General features: G+C 45.3%; 14 protein-coding genes. 5 read left to right on the top strand and 9 right to left on the bottom strand.

Annotated elements, in window-relative coordinates:
• Window positions 1–174: 174 nt before the first annotated feature.
• Window positions 175–2,952 carry an insulinase family protein gene (locus tag OCV50_RS04270; RefSeq protein ID WP_261903781.1) on the top strand — a complete coding sequence of 926 codons (2,778 nt, stop codon included), beginning with the start codon at window positions 175–177 and terminating at the stop codon, window positions 2,950–2,952.
• Between the two features lie 446 nt (window positions 2,953–3,398).
• Here the strand turns inward: OCV50_RS04270 and fadJ are convergent, their stop codons facing one another.
• Together fadJ and fadI are read right to left on the bottom strand one after the other, a co-directional pair.
• Window positions 3,399–5,597 carry a fatty acid oxidation complex subunit alpha FadJ gene (gene fadJ / locus OCV50_RS04265; RefSeq protein ID WP_390905121.1) on the bottom strand — a complete coding sequence of 733 codons (2,199 nt, stop codon included), beginning with the start codon at window positions 5,595–5,597 and terminating at the stop codon, window positions 3,399–3,401.
• Window positions 5,597–6,904: an acetyl-CoA C-acyltransferase FadI gene (gene fadI / locus OCV50_RS04260; protein WP_261903779.1), complete on the bottom strand. Its 1,308-nt coding sequence runs from the start codon at window positions 6,902–6,904 to the stop codon at window positions 5,597–5,599. The genes fadJ and fadI overlap by 1 nt, the downstream gene beginning before the upstream one ends.
• Before the next feature lie 553 nt (window positions 6,905–7,457).
• Between fadI and OCV50_RS04255 the strand changes: the two genes are divergently transcribed.
• From OCV50_RS04255 to OCV50_RS04240, 4 genes are all read left to right on the top strand, one after another.
• Window positions 7,458–8,006, top strand: coding sequence for a sigma-70 family RNA polymerase sigma factor (locus OCV50_RS04255; RefSeq protein ID WP_390905143.1), 549 nt, complete (start codon window positions 7,458–7,460; stop codon window positions 8,004–8,006).
• Complete coding sequence (locus tag OCV50_RS04250; protein ID WP_239842530.1) at window positions 7,999–8,727, top strand: DUF3379 domain-containing protein; 729 nt, start codon at window positions 7,999–8,001, stop codon at window positions 8,725–8,727. Before OCV50_RS04255 ends, OCV50_RS04250 begins: the two co-directional genes overlap by 8 nt.
• 299 nt (window positions 8,728–9,026) lie before the next feature.
• On the top strand, window positions 9,027–10,310 hold the full coding sequence (locus OCV50_RS04245) for an outer membrane protein transport protein (RefSeq protein WP_261903778.1): 1,284 nt from the start codon (window positions 9,027–9,029) through the stop codon (window positions 10,308–10,310).
• A 294-nt stretch (window positions 10,311–10,604) separates the two neighbouring features.
• Window positions 10,605–11,930 (top strand): outer membrane protein transport protein, encoded by a 1,326-nt coding sequence (locus OCV50_RS04240; protein WP_261903777.1) that lies wholly within the window; start codon window positions 10,605–10,607, stop codon window positions 11,928–11,930.
• An 80-nt stretch (window positions 11,931–12,010) separates the two neighbouring features.
• Here OCV50_RS04240 and OCV50_RS04235 read toward each other — a convergent pair whose 3' ends face one another.
• The 7 genes from OCV50_RS04235 to ccmD form a co-directional block, all read right to left on the bottom strand.
• A complete protein-coding gene (locus OCV50_RS04235; RefSeq protein WP_261903776.1) occupies window positions 12,011–12,799 on the bottom strand; it encodes an MlaA family lipoprotein in 789 nt (262 codons plus the stop codon).
• A gap of 116 nt (window positions 12,800–12,915) precedes the next feature.
• Window positions 12,916–14,136, bottom strand: coding sequence for a c-type cytochrome biogenesis protein CcmI (gene ccmI, locus OCV50_RS04230; protein WP_261903775.1), 1,221 nt, complete (start codon window positions 14,134–14,136; stop codon window positions 12,916–12,918).
• Entirely contained in the window at window positions 14,136–14,621 is a 486-nt protein-coding gene (locus OCV50_RS04225; RefSeq protein ID WP_261903774.1) for a cytochrome c-type biogenesis protein, read from the bottom strand. Before OCV50_RS04225 ends, ccmI begins: the two co-directional genes overlap by 1 nt.
• Window positions 14,618–15,169, bottom strand: a complete 552-nt coding sequence (locus tag OCV50_RS04220) for a DsbE family thiol:disulfide interchange protein (RefSeq protein ID WP_239842536.1) — start codon at window positions 15,167–15,169, stop codon at window positions 14,618–14,620. The genes OCV50_RS04225 and OCV50_RS04220 overlap by 4 nt, the downstream gene beginning before the upstream one ends.
• On the bottom strand, window positions 15,169–17,139 hold the full coding sequence (locus tag OCV50_RS04215; protein WP_261903773.1) for a heme lyase CcmF/NrfE family subunit: 1,971 nt from the start codon (window positions 17,137–17,139) through the stop codon (window positions 15,169–15,171). Before OCV50_RS04215 ends, OCV50_RS04220 begins: the two co-directional genes overlap by 1 nt.
• Window positions 17,136–17,618, bottom strand: coding sequence for a cytochrome c maturation protein CcmE (gene ccmE, locus OCV50_RS04210; RefSeq protein ID WP_239842538.1), 483 nt, complete (start codon window positions 17,616–17,618; stop codon window positions 17,136–17,138). Before ccmE ends, OCV50_RS04215 begins: the two co-directional genes overlap by 4 nt.
• Window positions 17,615–17,821 (bottom strand): heme exporter protein CcmD, encoded by a 207-nt coding sequence (gene ccmD, locus OCV50_RS04205; RefSeq protein WP_032549636.1) that lies wholly within the window; start codon window positions 17,819–17,821, stop codon window positions 17,615–17,617. The genes ccmE and ccmD overlap by 4 nt, the downstream gene beginning before the upstream one ends.
• Window positions 17,822–17,823 lie beyond the last annotated feature (2 nt).

Below are 17,823 nucleotides of genomic sequence, written 5' to 3'. Positions count from 1 at the left end.
GAGTTCAACTTTCTTAACAATCTTATTAAAAGAAAATAAATCACTGATAAAAATCGATAAAATCGATTCCAGAACCAGCAAAAAGCTCTTCATATCCCAAAATAGGATTACAAGGTTTGCACCGATTTACATCGGGTACATAATTTAAACACTACCTTCTCTGGAGACACGCGTGTGCATCTAAGCCCAAACGACGAACACCAATACCGCTACTTAACGCTTGATAATGGCTTAAGAGTGTTGCTCGTTCATGACCAGCACGCTCAGAAAGCCGCCGCAGCATTAGCGGTCAATGTTGGGCACTTCGATGATCCAAGTGATCGAGAAGGTTTGGCTCATTACCTAGAGCATATGCTTTTTTTGGGAACTGAAAAGTATCCAAAGGTCGGAGAGTTCCAAAGTTTTATCAGTCAGCATGGTGGCAGTAACAATGCTTGGACAGGGACAGAGCACACCTGTTTCTTTTTTGACGTCGAGCTAGATGCGTTTGAAAATGCACTCGACCGCTTTAGCCAGTTTTTTACCGCTCCACTGTTCAATGAAGAAGCTCTAGAAAAAGAACGTCAAGCGGTTGATTCCGAATATAAAATGAAGCTCAACGATGACTCGCGACGCCTCTACCAAGTAACCAAAGAGTTGGTCAACCCAGAGCACCCTTTCGCTAAGTTTTCCGTTGGAAACATTGAGACTCTCGGTGATAGAAATGGCCAAACCATTCGCCAAGAGATTCTCGACTTCCACCAGCAACAATATTCGGCCGATTTAATGACGCTGACCTTGTCAGGCAATCAAGCGCTCGACCAAATGCAAACGTGGGTTGAACAGAAGTTCAGCAGCATCGTCAATCACCAGCGACAAGGCAAGAAAGTCGACGTTTCAATAGTCGGTCCAGAAAGTACCGGCGTTCAGGTGTTTGTTGAACCGATAAAAGAGATTCGCAAGCTCATACTGACTTTTCCTATGCCGAGTATGGACGAGCACTACAGCATTAAACCCCTCTCCTTCTTTGCACATTTGCTAGGTTATGAAGGCGAAGGCAGCCTAATGATGCAACTGAAGGAGAAAGGTTGGATCACCTCACTCTCTGCTGGGGGTGGCGCAAGTGGCAGCAACTATCGTGATTTCACGGTGAGCTGTTCACTCTCTGTCGAGGGCCTGACTAAAGTTGATGAAATCACACAAGCGGTATTTCAATACATCAAGTTAATTGAAAAAGAAGGCATGCAAGAGTGGCGCTACCTTGAAAAACGCGCTGTGCTTGAATCTGCGTTCCGTTTCCAAGAGCCCGCACGTCCAATGGATGTGGTCAGTCATCTCGTCATGAATATGCAGAACTATCCAGAGCATGATGTGATTTACGGCGACTACAAAATGGAACGCTACGATGAAGAACTGCAACGTTCTCTGCTCGACTATTTCACCGTGGACAACATGCGTTCAACCCTTATTACTCATGGATTAGAGTATGATCGCAAAGCGCAATGGTATTTCACGCCTTATTCGGTTGCCCCTTTTACCAAGGAGCAGAAACAGTCTTTCCAATGCATCAATCCTGGGTGGGAATTTGAATTACCAGGGAAAAACCCGTTCATCTGCTATGACCTAGATCCTGCAGAGCTTGAAGAACCAAAAACTCACCCGACGCTTTTGCAAGAACTGGATGGCTTCAAATTATGGCACCTACAAGACACTGAGTTTCGTGTTCCCAAAGGTGTGGTGTACGTGGCAATCGATAGCCCTCACTCTGTCGCCAGCCCAAGAAACATCGTCAAGACACGTTTGTGCGTCGAAATGTTCTTAGATTCACTCGAAAAAGAGACATATCAAGCTGAAATTGCCGGAATGGGATACAACATGTATACCCATCAAGGCGGCGTAACACTGACGATCTCAGGCTTTAGCCGTAAGCAGCCACAGTTATTGAACATGATCTTAGAGCGTTTTGCTTCAAGACAATTCAGCCCAGCTCGTTTTGATACGATAAAGAGCCAACTGCTAAGAAGTTGGAGCAACGCCTCACAAGACCGCCCTGTTTCCCAGTTATTCAACGCGATGACGGGGCTATTACAACCAAATAACCCACCCTACTCGGTGTTAATCGAAGCCCTAGAAACCATTGAAGTGGATGAGCTTTCATCATTTGTTCAAGCTATCTTAGCGGAGCTACACGTAGAGATGTTCGTCTACGGTGATTGGCGTCAAGACGATGCGCTACAAATGGCTGAGTCGCTCAAAGATGCATTACGCGTCCAAGATCAAGCGTATGAAGAGTCATTACGACCACTGGTTATGCTCGGCGAGAATGGTAGCTTCCAACGTGAAGTGGTGTGTAATCAAGATGACTCTGCGATTGTGGTTTACTATCAATGTCCAGATATCTCACCTCAGAGTATCGCACTGTACTCTCTGGCTAATCACTTAATGTCGGCAACCTTCTTCCATGAAATCCGCACCAAGCAGCAGCTAGGGTATATGGTCGGCACTGGCAATATGCCGCTCAATCGTCACCCAGGTATTGTGCTCTATGTACAATCTCCAAATGCTGCACCTGTCGATTTGATTGCATCGATAGATGAGTTCCTTAACGCCTTCTACATGGTGCTACTAGAGCTCAACGACTATCAGTGGCACAGCAGTAAGCGTGGACTTTTGAATCAGATTTCTACGCCGGACACGACACTACGTGGTCGCGCGCAGCGCTTGTGGGTCGCGATTGGCAACAAAGATACTGAATTTAACCAACGTGAACGCGTGTTGGAAGAGCTTAAAGAGTTATCACGCAGCGACATGATTCGCTTCGTGGTCAATCAGCTCAAGCCACGCACTGCTAACCGCTTGGTTATGCACGCGCAGGGTAATGCTCACCAAGACGAACCATCGCTCTCTATGGGCGTTGAGATTGGTTCTATTGAAGAGTTTCAACTGCGGCCGAAAGATACTGAGCTGGGTTGATAATTCTTAGTCCGAGAGTCATGAGGTTGATGTTAGCGCATCAACCTCTGTTTTATCTGGCTCGCGCTAAAAGCAGATCTCCTATTACGCTCCTTCGTCGCTCTAGGAGATGACGGCAAGGTTATGTCGATATTCTCCCTTTGAGCTTGTGTATTCCCACCAGCGACTACTGCTCCCGTCATTCTCGAGAAGGAGGAACAACTGAGTCGGGAATCTCCTTAAGGCTTATTCGCTAACACAGGCGACTACCGTTTCCGTCATTCCCGAGAAGGCGGAACGGCTGAGTAGGAAATCTCCTTAAGGCCTATTTTCTACCATCGACGACTACCGCTCTCGTCATTCCCGAGAAGGAGGAACGACTGAGTCGGGAATCTCTTACTTTTTCATTCCGACAAAAAAGCCCGCATCTCAACGAAATACGGGCTTTGTCATAGAATTATTTCACTCTACTTGTAGAACGGCTCATTCAGACCTGCACGAGTCAGTAGACCATCACACGGTGCGAAACGGTCGCCGTACTTCACTGCAAAGTCATTCATCATCTCAACCAGCGACTTCACGCCAATTTGATCCATGTAACGGAACGGACCACCTAAGAATGGAGGGAAGCCAATACCGAAGATTGCGCCGATATCACCGTCACGCGGGCTGCGAATGATGCCCTCATCTAGACAACGTACCGCCTCGTTTAGCATTGGTAGCACACAACGCATCGCGATGTCGTTATCACTCAACTTAGGATCTGGCTGAAGTTTCAGAAGTTTGTAGACTGACTTATCAACTTCTTTCTTCTTACCTTTGTAGGTGTAGAAACCTTTACCACTCTTACGCCCTTTACGGTTGTCGTTCAATAGCACATCGAACACGTCAGGACCTTGGAAGCGGTCACCCAGCTCATTAACTAGAATCGGCATGATCTTCGCGCCAATATCCACACCTACTTCGTCTAGCAGCGTGATTGGCCCAACTGGGAAGCCGAAATCAAGCAGAGCACTGTCGAGCTTTTCGATAGGCTCATTAGCTAATAGAAGATGAGCCGCCTCGTTCATGTACGGAGCAAGAATACGGTTTACATAGAAGCCCGCTTTGTCTTTTACAACGATAGGCGTTTTGCCTTGCTTCTTCGCCAGAGCAACAACCGTTGAGATAGTTTGATCTGATGTCCCTTCATGAGGAATTACCTCAACCAGTGGCATTTTTTCTGCTGGGCTGAAGTAGTGAAGACCAACAACATTCTCTGGGCGTGCTGCTTTCTCAGCAATCTTGTGGATTGGCAGAGACGAAGTATTAGTTGCAAAGATCGTTTCTGGCTTCGCGTTTTCTTCGATATCCGCGACCATCTTCTGCTTAAGATCCAGATCTTCAAACACGGCTTCGATGACTACATCAATATGGTTGAAGCTAGTAAAGTCGATACCACCCGATAACTGTAGCATTTTACTTTCTAAACCTGCACGGCTCAGAATACGGCGCTTCTTCTGCTTGTTGAACAGCTTGTAGTTGTAATTCAACGCGTTCAGAACACCATCATTCGAGACATCTTTAATACGAACAGGAACTTTAGCTTTTGCAACACTCACATGGCTAATACCAGCGCCCATAAGGCCACCGCCTAGTACGCCAACTCGGTTAACGCGATTCGGTTCAGCATCCGTACCATGCTCTTTCTTCATCTCAGTCGTTGCGAAGAAAATAGAGCGCAGCGCTTTCGATTCATCGCTCATAACGAGCTCAGAGAAACGTTGCGCCTCGTACTTCAATCCTTTGTCAAAGCCGTTTTCGAGGCCATGACGAATCACGTCGAGAATCGCATCCGCTGCTGGATAGTTGCCGCGTGTTTTCTGATTCGTTTTCTTAGCAGCTTGCTCAAAGATAACCTTACGGCCCAAGCCATTGCGCGAAATTAACTTCTCTTTAGTTGAAGCTTGGCTATTAGACGCGAGTCGTTTACCTTTCTTGCTGCCCGAGTTTTTCTCAACAAGATCTTTCGCGACTTTTAGAAGAATAGTTTCAGGCACACATGCATCAACAACGCCCAACTTCTTCGCTTTTTTCGCACGCAACTGCTTACCCGTTAGGATAAGATCGAGCGACGGAAGCAAGCCGATAAGGCGAGGCAAACGCTGAGTACCACCAGAACCTGGCAATAGACCAAGCTGTACTTCTGGTAGACCTAAACGTGTTTTATCCGAATCTGTACATACACGGTAATCACATGCAAGAGCCAGCTCTAAGCCACCGCCTAAACACGGGCCATGAATCGCTGCAACAACCGGATAAGGTAGGTCAGACAGCGCTTGGAACATCTCCTGCCCTTGTCTTGCCAGAGATTCAGCTTCGCTAGCACTGGTGCATGCATCGAGCATTCGAACATCCGCACCCGCAATGAAGTTATCAGGCTTTAATGAGTGAACAATCAAACCCTTAACACTGCTCTGCTTCTCTTTTAGCTGTTCAAAGATGCTTTTCATCTCATCAGCAAAGGCCGCTTGGAGCGTGTTCATTTTTTCGTTTGGAACGTCAATTGCCAACCAAGCAATGTTTTGGTCATCGATATTCAGAGAGAATGCTCTCTCTGCAGCTGGAGCCGAATCGTTATTGATAGCGACTTCGTTTTCTGTGTTCACTTCAGCATTATTAGACATTACTCCACCTCCAAGATCATTGCTGCACCTAGACCACCAGCGGCACACGCTGTGTTCAACGCTAAACCACCACCACGACGTTTCAGTTCACGCAATGTCTGCGTCATCATACGAGCACCGGTTGCGGCAAATGGGTGACCGTAAGCAATAGAACCACCAAGAACATTAAACTTATCCATATCGATTTCACCAATCGCTTTACCACGACCGAGGTTCTGCTGAGCAAACTCGTCACTTGCAAACATTTTCACGTTCGCTAAAGCTTGTGCGGCAAATGCTTCGTGCATGTCGATTAGGGTAAGATCTGATAACTCTAGTCCTGTATTTTCCAACACTTTTGAAGTCGCGTAAGTTGGCCCCATGAGCATGTCGGTTTCAACACCAATGGCTGAGAAAGCGAAACCGCGAATATAGCCCATCACTTCTAAGCCGAGCTCTTTCGCTTTACCCTCACGCATCAACATTACTGCTGCAGCGCCATCCGTTAGAGGTGTCGCGTTAGCCGCTGTCACGCTGCCATATTTGCGATCGAAAGCTGGACGCAATTTAGCGTAGCCCTCTAGAGTCGATTCATGGCGAATGTTGTTATCTTCAGAGATGTACTTCTTATAAGGCGCAGGGAAAGCCGTCATGACTTCATCTTGAATCTTGCCATCTTTCCAAGCTTGAGAAGCAAGAGAATGCGAACGATGAGCAAGCGCGTCTTGTTCTTCACGTGTAATACCGTGTGTTTTAGCCATTTGCTCTGCGGTTTGTCCCATCGACAAGCCAGTAGAGTATTCCGCTACTGCCGGTGGCACAGGCATAAGGTCTTTCATAGATAGGCTCTTTAGAATCTTTAGTTTTTGGCCTAGTGTTTTGGTTTTACTCAAAGCAAGAAGGTTAGCCGCGAGCTTCTTCGATACACCAATCGGAAGAACCGATGAAGAGTCTGCACCACCCGCAATACCCACATCAATGGTCCCTGCCATGATGCTTTCTGCTACGTTTGCAGCAGCCTGAAAACTCGTCGCACAAGCACGAGTCACACTGTAAGCATCGGTGTGAATGTTCATGCCCGTTCCCAATACGATTTCACGCGCAATGTTTGGCGCTTCAGGCATTTGAACGACTTGCCCGAATACCACTTGCTCGATTAACGCAGGGTCAATATCGGTTCTCGCAAGCATTTCGCTCACGACCATTTTTCCTAGATCCACCGCAGGCACTTGACTAAATTCTGTACTTTGGCGAGCGAATGGGGTTCGTAATCCAGCGACAACGGCAACACGCTCTCCCGAACGAGTTTTGACTTCCTGTTTGCCCATGGTTTCTCCTTAAGTTTAAGAGGTCTGACCTGATGCATTGTAAAGAAGTTGTTAATTTAATCAAACAGCCGTTTAAATAAACGTGACACGGGTAGAAAGCGCACATTGATAAGAAGTGTGATATTGAATCGAACCTTTCGGATTATTAAGGCTCAAATAAACGCTAAACTAAAAGCAAGAACAATCATTTGCAAAACATAAGAGCCAAGTTGCTTATTGGATTCTTAGAGCAAAAAAAAACCACACAGAACTGTGTGGTTGGAATGTTTTAAAGCAATTAACGTTACGCCAATTGAAATAATCAGTTTCCTGATTAGGAGAAAGTAAAGTCAGCCTTCAAAAGGAAGTGTCGTCTTGCTCAACATGTCAGTCACAATGACTAACTAGACGACAAGATGTACTATAGCCTGTTCGAAGTCTCAGATTTTGAAGTAGATCAATTTTAATGTGATTTTACGATTTCCAATCGATTACAACATAGAAAACAAAGCACAACGAACAAAGACACTCTATCCACAGAGCAAATATGGAGGCTCATGTGTCGATAATAAAAATGTTTGGAAAGAAAACTGCCAAGCGTCCGGTCAACTCTGATATGGACAAACAAAGAAAATACGAAGCGCTCGTGCGTGCTTATCATCGCGACCTATTCCGCTATGCCTACTGGTTATGCAAAGACAAGAGCATTGCTGAGGATTTAGTGCAAGAGACATGCTTAAGAGCATGGAAGTCACTTGATAGTTTGCAAGATGAGAAAGCAGCAAAATCTTGGTTAATCACGATTTTACGCCGCGAGAATGCTAGACGTTTTGAACGCAAACAATTTGATCTGGTTGATATTGATGACCACGGTAATGATGCTAAAGTCAGCGACGACCCGCATCACCAACACGAATGGTTACAAGCCCAGATCATGAAATTAGACGTCGATTACCGTGAACCACTCTTTCTTCAAGTGATTGGAGGGTTTAGTGGTGAAGAGATCGCAGAGGTCTTAGAGCTAAATAAAAATACGGTAATGACACGATTATTTAGGGCGCGAAACCAGCTGAAAGAGATGCTGGATTCAGAAGAGGCAGAAAGGGGGCAACATAATGGATGATTTAGAATTCCGTCGTCGTATATTGTCGGAACCGAAACAGAGAAATCAAGACATCATTGATGCCACAGCGAATAGCGAGGCAAATAGCAAATTCTTGGATGATGTTCTTGCTCTTGATAAGCAAATTCATTCAGCCATGAATGTGGATGTGCCCGACGATCTTGCCGATCGCATCTTGTTCAATCAAACATCTTATGAAGAGAGTAAAGTGGTTAAACCAACGTTTGCTCGTCGTGCCATGGCGATGGCTGCATCAGTGGCTTTTGTTGCCGGCCTACTTGTTGGGCAAGTTAATTGGGGTAACGCATTTGTTTCTCCTGCCCATGCGAGTTTAGCTGACACAGCAATGAAACACGTTGTGACTGAAAAGCCGTTTGTAGAGGTCTTGGATGAGAATGTATCGTCCGATCAGATCAATACAAAAATGAACCCGTTTGCTTTTCAATTTGACGATAACTTTCCATATCATGTTTATTACTTGAATCACTGTGGTTTTGGTAAATCCAATGCAATGCACATGGTGTTTCAGGGTGAAAAAGGCAAGGTTACGCTGTTTTTAACCAGCATACCGTCAGACAAGAGCCAGAACTTCGAAGAAGATGGCATGTCAGGTTCGATTACACCTATCGATAACAGCAGTTTGATACTGGTTGGCATGGAAGGTGAAGATGTCGACAAAATTGCAGAAAAACTGTCTAAAATGATCAAACCGATGAGTTAATCTGCTCACTCAACGCCCGCAAATACTAGGCCCAGCACTATATCACTGATATTGCTGGGCTTTGTTTTATAGAAAACACTCAAACCATTCACAAAAAATATAACGCTAGAGTTAAAACTCTAAAAAACAGCGTTTCCTGCCATTTTCGTGTCAGATAGGCGTCATTTCCGTAATTTTATGCTCAAATTTTCCAATGGTCGGATTTGTATACTCTATACTAACGCTTAGGATCAGCCCCCATTGAGCAAAAGCTCAAATAAATCGCCCTGTAGAGGCGGATACAATAAAGGAATTGATAAATGACAAACAACACGCGTCTGTTTAAAAAGTCTCTTTTAGCAGTGACAATTACGACAATTACACTCGCCTCTTCACAAGCAATGGCAGCAGGTTTCCAACTTAACGCACAATCTGCGACAGGTATCGGCCGTGCATTCGCTGGTGACGCAGTAATCGCAGATAACGCTTCTGTAATGGCTCGTAACCCAGCAGCAATGGCGCTGTTTGATGAAACATCTCTTTCTCTTGGTTTTGAAAGCATCACTTCTAAAATTGAAGTTAAAGACGCAAAATATAAGCTATTTGATGCTGGCCCAGGTACTGATGCAAACTTCGATGATGCAGGTGATACCTCAATCGCTCCAAATATTCATCTAATCATACCAATTGATGAAAAGTTTGCTGTAGGTTTTAACGCGTACTCAAATTTCGGCACAAAAACCGAATTCTCAGACAGCTATGCTGGACATGAGTACGGCGGTTTAACTGATGTTAAGAGTGTCAACTTTGGTTTAGCAGGTTCATACCGACTAAACGATCAATGGAGCTTTGGTGCTGGCTTAGACCTAATATATGGTAAAGGTACTCTAAAACGTGATCTGCACCCAGTTCTTGCTGGACAATTAGGCTCTTCAACGGCTCTAGATGCAGAAGCGGACGGCTGGGCTCTAGGCTTCAACGTTGGTACTGTATACGAGTTAGATGAGAACAACCGCTTTGGTTTGGCTTACCATTACTCTCCAGAACTGGAAGCAAAAGGTGACATCACATATACAGGCGTAGAATACAAAGATGACACTCTATACATGCCTCTACCAGACCTTCTTGAATTTTCAGGCTACCACAGAATCAAAGATACTAAGTACGCTGTACACTACTCTGTTCAATGGATTGGTTGGAGCTCGTTCGACAAGCTAGAAGCCAAAAACGCTGGTGTTCTAAATGACTACGAATGGCAAAATGGCATGCACTACTCAATCGGTGGTACGTACTACTTGAACCGAGATTGGACACTACGTGCTGGTTACATGTATGACACAAGTGCTCAAGATGAAATCACTTCAATCTCTGTGCCTGATTCTGACCGTCAATGGTTCTCAGCAGGCTTTACATACCACCTAGATGAAAAATCTAACATTGACTTCGGCTTTACATACTTAATGGGAGACGATGTTGATGTTGAAGAAAAAACTGAGAATCCGTTCTTTGGTGCACCAGGACAACCTCAGTACCTATCTTCAATCTCTGGTACCACACGTGCTGATGCGATCCTAATGGGTCTACAATACAGCCGCAGCTTCTAATAAAGCTCAACAACATCCCAAAGGGTCGCTATATGCGACCCTTTTTTGTTGTTCGAACAACTCAATCATCTCCCAATTAAGCTTACACCTGTATTCTCTAACGCCTTTATATCACTACAAGTGTACGCTCAAAATTCGTAACACCATCGAAACATTCAGTTTTTTTAGCTGCAATTAGGTTCTTTTTAATAATTTAATACCTAAAACAGTGTTTTATTCGAATTTCGTTTTTAAAGTAATAGCTCTAAAAGTAAAATCACTGACCTTAATACTTATGATTCAGCGAACATAATAATGAAAATGAATAAGACTCTCCTATCTGCTGCAGTGGCAGTTGGTTTACTTTCTACATCAAGCGTTACTCATGCTGCAGGCTTCCAGTTAGCAGAATACTCTGCAACTGGCCTTGGTCGTGCATATGCAGGTGAAGCCGCAATGGCTGACAACGCTGGCGCACAATGGCGTAACCCTGCAATGCTGACATACCTAGAAGGCACTCAGGTGTCTGTTGGCGCAATCTATGTTGATCCAAATATTGATGTAAGCGGTGAAGTAACACATGCACACCCAGCACTAGGGTCAACTAACGCATCTTCAAATGACTTCGCGAACGACGCAGTGATTCCTAACTTCTACCTTTCCCATCGCTATAACGAAAAATTTGCAGTAGGTTTAGCTTTTGGCACCAACTACGGTATGGAGACAGATCTAGGTAAGGATTTTGCAGCCTCTCACTTTGGTAATGAAGCAAGCGTTATAACTAAAGAAGCAAATGTGAACTTTGCTTACCAACTTAACGAAGCTGTAAGTATTGGTGGCGGGGTACGCTACGTAATGGGTGAAGGCAGCTTTGGTGCTACAGCGCCTGAAAAGAATGCAGTTGGCGTTGATCCTAACACAGGAATGCCTATTTCTGTACCAGCAGGTACCACACTAAAGTACATGGAAGGTGACGATACTGCATGGGGCTGGCAAGTTGGTACTGCTTGGCAAATCAACGAAGCACACCGTATTGGCTTCTCTTACAAATCTGAAGTTGACCTTAAACTAGAAGGGCATGCAGAAGGCCTAGGTTTTGGTTTAGCCGGTGGTCAACGAGATACTGGTTACATGAATCTTGCTCTTCCTGCTACAGCAGAACTAGCAACTTACCACCAACTTTCAGACAAACTGGCTATTCATGCCAGCTTTAACTGGACAGACTGGAGTTCTTTCGAAAAACTTCAAGCTGAATTGGACGCCAATGGTAGCCATACTGTAAAAGTTGAAAACTGGGAAGACAACTACCGTTTAGCGTTAGGTGGTACTTACCAGTTAAACCAAAAACTAACTATTCGTTCAGGTATTGCTTACGACACATCAGCAGTTAGTGATAAAAACCGTACAATCACTATCCCTGAGACAGACCGTACTTGGCTAAGTATTGGTGCAGGCTACCAATGGTCTGAGCAACTAACTCTGGATGCTGGATTTACATATATTCTAGCTAAAGATGCTCCAATCACAGAGTCTCGTGGCTATGAGTCAGATGACGATGCAGAAAAGGTTGGTGGTAAATTTGTTGGTGAAACATCTGGTAGCATTTGGCTAGTGGGTGTTCAAGCGAACTACCGCTTCTAAGCTTTTCAAATACAAAGCAAGATCAAAAAAGCTCGGTACATACCGAGCTTTTTTATATCTGATTTAAACTTAAGGCCTAGTTAGAAATCTTCCAAATAGTCGTCAATCAAATCTTCTTCTTCTAAGTCGACTTCTTCAGGCTCGATTTCTGCCTTAAAGTCGCGACGCTGAATATAGATATCACGTGTCAATGCATATGGATCTGGAGAATCTTCAAGCAGTGCTTCTTGAGACACGAGTTGAGCACGAGATTCCATACCTTCTAACGCCCACTTACCTAGACCTGCCCAAAAGTTCAGTAACGAGAGTGGCAAGTAAAGACCATCAACCTGCTCAGTCACTTCACGTGTGGTCACAGGGCCATAACCCGGAACCATGAAGTACGGACCATTGCCTACTCCATAGTGACCGATGGCATCTGAGAAAGACTTATCGTCATACTTAGTGATACCTGCTTCACTCGCAATATCAATCAAGCCCACTAGACCAAAGGTGGTGTTAATCCAAAAACGGTTAAAGTGGTCCAACGCCTTTTCACCATTACCCATGATCAGGTTATTAACCATGCTGGCAGGTTCATCCAAGTTCGCTAGAAAATTAGAGATACCAGTACGTACAGGAACGGGCGTGTAATTCACGTAAGCCAGAGACACAGGGCGCACTAAATAAGGATCGAGATACTCGTAGTTGATATCCCACATAGCACGGTTGAAGCCTTCAAAAGGGTCATTAGGATGCGGTTCAGCTTCATATTCCGTCGTCACTTGGCTATCTGAGTGTGCGACCTCTTCATCGGGCACACTTGAACACCCGACCGTCATGCTTGCAGCAAGGAGTAAACCTGAAAGCCTTAACGTACTTATAGACATAACACCTTTTCCATAAGGAATAATAAAAAGGCCAGCAATCGCTGGCCTCAATTGTTTGCGTAAGTCTATAACGTTTCTAAAGAAATCGGAATAGCCACGCTTGTGCAATTCGCTGATTAATACTGCTGATCAATACTCAGTGTTACTGGAGAACCTAGCTCTACCACTTCACTTTCACCGTACCAATCGCCTTCGCGAGTCGCAACGTTGCCATCTGTATCAAGCCTAGCGCGAACCATCAGAGATTCAAGGCTAGACAGTTTGATCCCTTCCATCATGCTATTGCCATCATCCAGTACAACGGTACGAGGGAAAGAGCCCAATGGGTAGCGAGCTGCAGCAACTGGCATAGGAGAACCGTCTGCTCTGTGTACCGATACGATAAGTACAGAATCAGGGTCGGCATTCACTTGCTCACCTAGGTTTAGCGTTACAGCCACACTCTTGCCTTCCGCTACACCCATTAGATTGCCCATTTTCTTCTGAGCACTTTCGATACTGCGTGATAGCATTTCATAACGGCTGTCTTGTGGACCGATCATCTGTTGCATAATGCTCCAGTACTTCACTGCTGATGGGTAGTCTTGACGCTCGAATGCATCAAACGCTAGTAGTGAGAATACACGCAAGTCCACGTAGTCTTTCTGTACCAAGCGGCTTAGTAGCAGACGAGCTTGATTCTGTTCCGCTTCATCAGGAGACAGCATCAGTGCTTGTGCAAAACCAAGTTGAACATCTTCATTGTTTGGCTCTAGCTTGTAAGCGCGCTCCATTGCATCAATAGCGGTTTGCGCATCACGGTTTGCTAGAGCAATACGACCTAGCAATAACCAACCTGTCGAATCTTGAGGCTGGTAATGCAGACGTGTGCGAAGTGCCAGTGTTAGATCTTCCAGCTCATCATCAGTCAGTGCACTGCCTTCTGCAGACATCAGCTTCTTAGATAGAGCCGGTAGATTTGCACTTACTTGCTGCCAGTGCTGAACCTTGTCCATTGCACCAAACTGGAAGTACATGCCGTAGCTAATTGCTAGCACCATGATTACGGATGGTACAACGACAACAGCCGTTGAAATCTGAGTCTTCTTAGTCGCCTTTTCTGCTGGAATATCATCAAGAAGAGACTGCTTAAGATCAGCGATCAGCTCTTGTTGGTTATCAACTAACCCTTCTTCCGCTTCAACTTCTAACTCATCTAGACGATCTTTATAGAAAGCCTTATTCAATTCATCACGAAGTGCTTCATCGTTGTTGGCTTTCTTGTTCACAAATGGCAAAACAATCAACACGACAGCAGCTAATGAAAGGATAATTGTAGAAATCCAAAATAGAGTCATTACTTCTTGTCTCCGTCGTTCTCTTCATCGAGTAACGCTTTTAAACGTGCTTCTTTATCTGCATCCCAGTCGTCGTTTGACTCTACGACTTTCGCTTTTGATTTTCTGCTTCGTAGTACGATAAGCGCGAAACCAAATACCACAACGGCAAGCGGACCAACCCATAGGATTGATGTTGCTAACGTAAGTGGCGGATTGTAGGTTACAAAGTTGCCATAGCGAGCGATCATGTAGTCAATGATCTCCTGCTCAGACTTGCCCTCTTTTGTCATCTCATACACTTTTTGGCGAAGGTCGACTGCCAGTTCTGCATTCGAATCACCAATGGTGTTGTTTTGACATTTTGGACAACGCAGGGTGTTACTCAAGTTTTTGAATTGCTGCTCTTGCTGCAAGTTATCAAACTCATGAATTTCAATCGCTGCAGTTGCTGTCAGTGAAATAGCAAACGTTGCTAACAGCGCAATCAGTGCGTGTTTCATCATTTTGCTTCCTCCAACAACTCTTGATACATAGGCTCAAGCGTTGATGCCCAGTTTGTTGGGTTTACATCACCCACATGGCGGTAACGAACAATGCCGTTTGCATCAATCAGAAACGTTTCTGGAGCACCGTATACGCCTAGGTCTAAGCCCAGCATACCATTGCCATCAAATAAGCTGATTAGGTAAGGGTTACCAAGCTCATTCAACCAGCCAACTGCTTTGTTACGATCATCTTTGTAGTTCAAACCGATGATCTTAACGCCCTGCGCCGCCAGTTTATTCAAGTATGAGTGCTCTGCGTAACACGTTGGACACCAAGTTGCCCAAACGTTTAGAAGCAGAGGCTCGCCTTTGAATACCGCTTGGTCGTAAAGCTTGCCCGGCTCCGCTAGATCTTCTAGACGGAACTCAGGAACTTCTTTACCGATCAATACTGACTCTAGCTTAGTCGGGTCATCGCCCGACTGATTGCGTACAAGCTGAGTTGCAAAAATGACAGCCAATGCCATAAAAGCAATCAATGGAATGAAAAGTATCTTCTTATTCATTAAGCCTCCTGCTTCTCGGCTGTCTTTTTCGCTGGCTTGCGGAAACGGTAACGACGGTCACTGATCGCAATGGCACCACCGAGTGACATGATCAAAGAACCAGCCCAGATCCAACGAACAAACGGTTTGTAATAAACACGTACAGCCCACGATTTGTTGTCATCAAGACGCTCACCCATTGCGATGTATAGGTCACGAGTGATGCCACGATCAATCGCAGCTTCTGTCATCATAGACTTAGCTGTGGTGTAGAAACGTTTCTCTGCATGTAGCGTATTGATGTACTTGCCATCTTTAGTGATCTCAAAATCAGCGATGTAGCCATCGTAGTTCGGACCATCTTTGTCGCGAACACCTGCGAAGTAGAAATCGTACTCTTCAAGCTGGTAGTACTCACCTGGAGCCAAACGCACATCGCGTTCAATGCTGTAGTTTTGAACCATTGCAATACCGATAACAGTAACTGCAAGACCAAGGTGACCCAGCATCATCGCCCAGTGGCTACGTTGAATCTTAGTCACACCAGTCCAGAAGCTGTGACGGTGTGTGGCACGTTCATGCAGTTCAAAGCCGTGCATGAAGATGATCCAGAATGCCATTACCCAACCAGCAAACGCTGTTCCACTGAAGTACTCAGCTAGTACGCTTACCATCAGCCAACTTAGACCGATTGATAGCACACCAGATACAACCATTGGCTTAACAAGCTTAGACAGGTTGTCACGTTTCCAACGGATCAGTGGACCGATACCAAGTAGGAACGAGAATGGAATCATCAACCAGAAGAACAACATATCGAAGAACGGTGCACCGATAGATACTGAACCAAGGCCAATCTGTTTGTGTACAAGTGGTAATAGCGTACCGACAAGCACAACCACAAGTGCTGCGATTAGTAGAACGTTATTAGCAAGCAGTGAGTTCTCACGAGACACAAGATCGAAGTTACCACGAACTCGTACTGCTGCACCTTTCACTGCAAACAGAAGTAGAGAACCACCAATGACAAAGACCAAGAAGCCTAAGATGAACATACCGCGAGCAGGGTCCGAAGCAAAGGCGTGAACCGATACCAAGATACCTGAACGAACTAAGAAGGTACCTAGTAAGCTCAACGAGAATGCTGAGATTGCCAATAGTACTGTCCATGCTTTAAATGTACCGCGCTTCTCTGTCACTGCTAGAGAGTGCATGAGTGCAGTACCTGCGAGCCAAGGCATGAATGACGCATTTTCTACTGGATCCCAGAACCACCAGCCGCCCCAGCCTAGTTCGTAGTAAGCCCACCATGAACCTAGTGCGATACCTAGAGTTAGGAATAACCAAGCTGCGATAGTCCAAGGACGTGACCAACGTGCCCACGCTGTATCTAAACGACCACTCATGAGTGATGCGATAGCAAACGAGAACGCAACCGAGAAGCCTACATAACCCATGTAAAGCATTGGCGGGTGAATGATCAAACCAGGATCTTGAAGAAGCGGGTTAAGGTCACGACCGTCAACAGGGAAGAATGGCAAGGTACGTAAGAACGGGTTTGAGGTCACAATGATGAACAGCAAGAAGCCGACAGTGATAAGACCCATGATCGCCAGAACACGTGCTACCGACTCTTGTGGCATACCACGGCTAAACACCGCTACCGCAACAGTCCAACCAGCTTGGATAAGTACCCAAAGTAGTAGTGAGCCTTCGTGCGCACCCCATACCGCCGTTATACGGTAGTACCAAGGAAGCTGGCTGTTAGAGTTACTTGCAACATACTGCAACGTAAAATCGTTGGTATAAAATGCGTAACATAGAATAAAAAACGAAATCGCTAGGAAGATGAACATGCCCCAAGAAAGTGGGCGAGCACTGTTCATCAGCAAAGTGTTATTGCGAGCAGCTCCGTAGAGTGGGAGCACACTCAGCAACAATGCCAATCCTAGCGATAGGATCATGGCAAAGTGGCCGATCTCGGCTATCATTGAGCACTTCCTTCTTTTTGTTCAGTCGAGTATTGCAAAGGCTCGTGTGTCTTTTTCATCGCTTCAGCCACTTCAGAAGGCATGTACTCTTCATCGTGCTTAGCTAGAACTTCAAACGCTTCGATGGTTGTTGCATCTTTTAATACGCCTTGAGCGACAATACCTTGCCCCTCACGGAAAAGATCAGGAAGAATACCATCGTAAAGAATGGTCACCTTAGGGCCAACATCCGCTAAATCGAAGCTCACGCGCAAAGATTCGTTATCACGCTTCACAGAGCCAACAACAACCATGCCACCAATACGTAGGCGTTGACCTACTTCTGGCTTGTGGCCGTCTTTACCGTTTACCAATTCCGTTGGTGTGTAGAACAGATCCATGTTTTGATTCAATGCATAAACCATCAGGCCGACAGTTGCACTAATACCAATAAAAATAGCTAGGACAATACCCAGTCTCTTTTTACGCCTTGGGTTCATAGAGTGTTCTCCATTTTTTTCGCTGCGTCGATTCGCGCTTGGCGATCAACTTTAGCTTGTACTTCATTGAGCAATTGCTTACCACGACGAACGCTGACTACCAGCAAGATGATCATCGCAAGAAAAGTGATTCCGAATGCACTCCAAACGTAAGAGGCGTAACCGCCCATCGCAAAGAAATCACTTAGAGATTCAAAATACATAG

The organism is Vibrio fortis, assembly GCF_024347475.1.
GTDB classification, from domain to species: domain Bacteria; phylum Pseudomonadota; class Gammaproteobacteria; order Enterobacterales; family Vibrionaceae; genus Vibrio; species Vibrio fortis.
Note: the sequence above shows the minus strand (reverse complement) of the source record. Positions and strands in the feature narration are given on the sequence as shown.

Coding starts and splice junctions, on each gene's coding strand:
- fadJ (WP_390905121.1), bottom strand. CDS start 5,597: ATGTCTAATAATGCTGAAGTGAACACAGAAAACGAAGTCGCTATCAAT.
- fadI (WP_261903779.1), bottom strand. CDS start 6,904: ATGGGCAAACAGGAAGTCAAAACTCGTTCGGGAGAGCGTGTTGCCGTT.
- OCV50_RS04255 (WP_390905143.1), top strand. CDS start 7,458: ATGTTTGGAAAGAAAACTGCCAAGCGTCCGGTCAACTCTGATATGGAC.
- OCV50_RS04250 (WP_239842530.1), top strand. CDS start 7,999: ATGGATGATTTAGAATTCCGTCGTCGTATATTGTCGGAACCGAAACAG.
- OCV50_RS04245 (WP_261903778.1), top strand. CDS start 9,027: ATGACAAACAACACGCGTCTGTTTAAAAAGTCTCTTTTAGCAGTGACA.
- OCV50_RS04240 (WP_261903777.1), top strand. CDS start 10,605: ATGAAAATGAATAAGACTCTCCTATCTGCTGCAGTGGCAGTTGGTTTA.
- OCV50_RS04235 (WP_261903776.1), bottom strand. CDS start 12,799: ATGTCTATAAGTACGTTAAGGCTTTCAGGTTTACTCCTTGCTGCAAGC.
- ccmI (WP_261903775.1), bottom strand. CDS start 14,136: ATGACTCTATTTTGGATTTCTACAATTATCCTTTCATTAGCTGCTGTC.
- OCV50_RS04225 (WP_261903774.1), bottom strand. CDS start 14,621: ATGATGAAACACGCACTGATTGCGCTGTTAGCAACGTTTGCTATTTCA.
- OCV50_RS04220 (WP_239842536.1), bottom strand. CDS start 15,169: ATGAATAAGAAGATACTTTTCATTCCATTGATTGCTTTTATGGCATTG.
- OCV50_RS04215 (WP_261903773.1), bottom strand. CDS start 17,139: ATGATAGCCGAGATCGGCCACTTTGCCATGATCCTATCGCTAGGATTG.
- ccmE (WP_239842538.1), bottom strand. CDS start 17,618: ATGAACCCAAGGCGTAAAAAGAGACTGGGTATTGTCCTAGCTATTTTT.
- ccmD (WP_032549636.1), bottom strand. CDS start 17,821: ATGTATTTTGAATCTCTAAGTGATTTCTTTGCGATGGGCGGTTACGCC.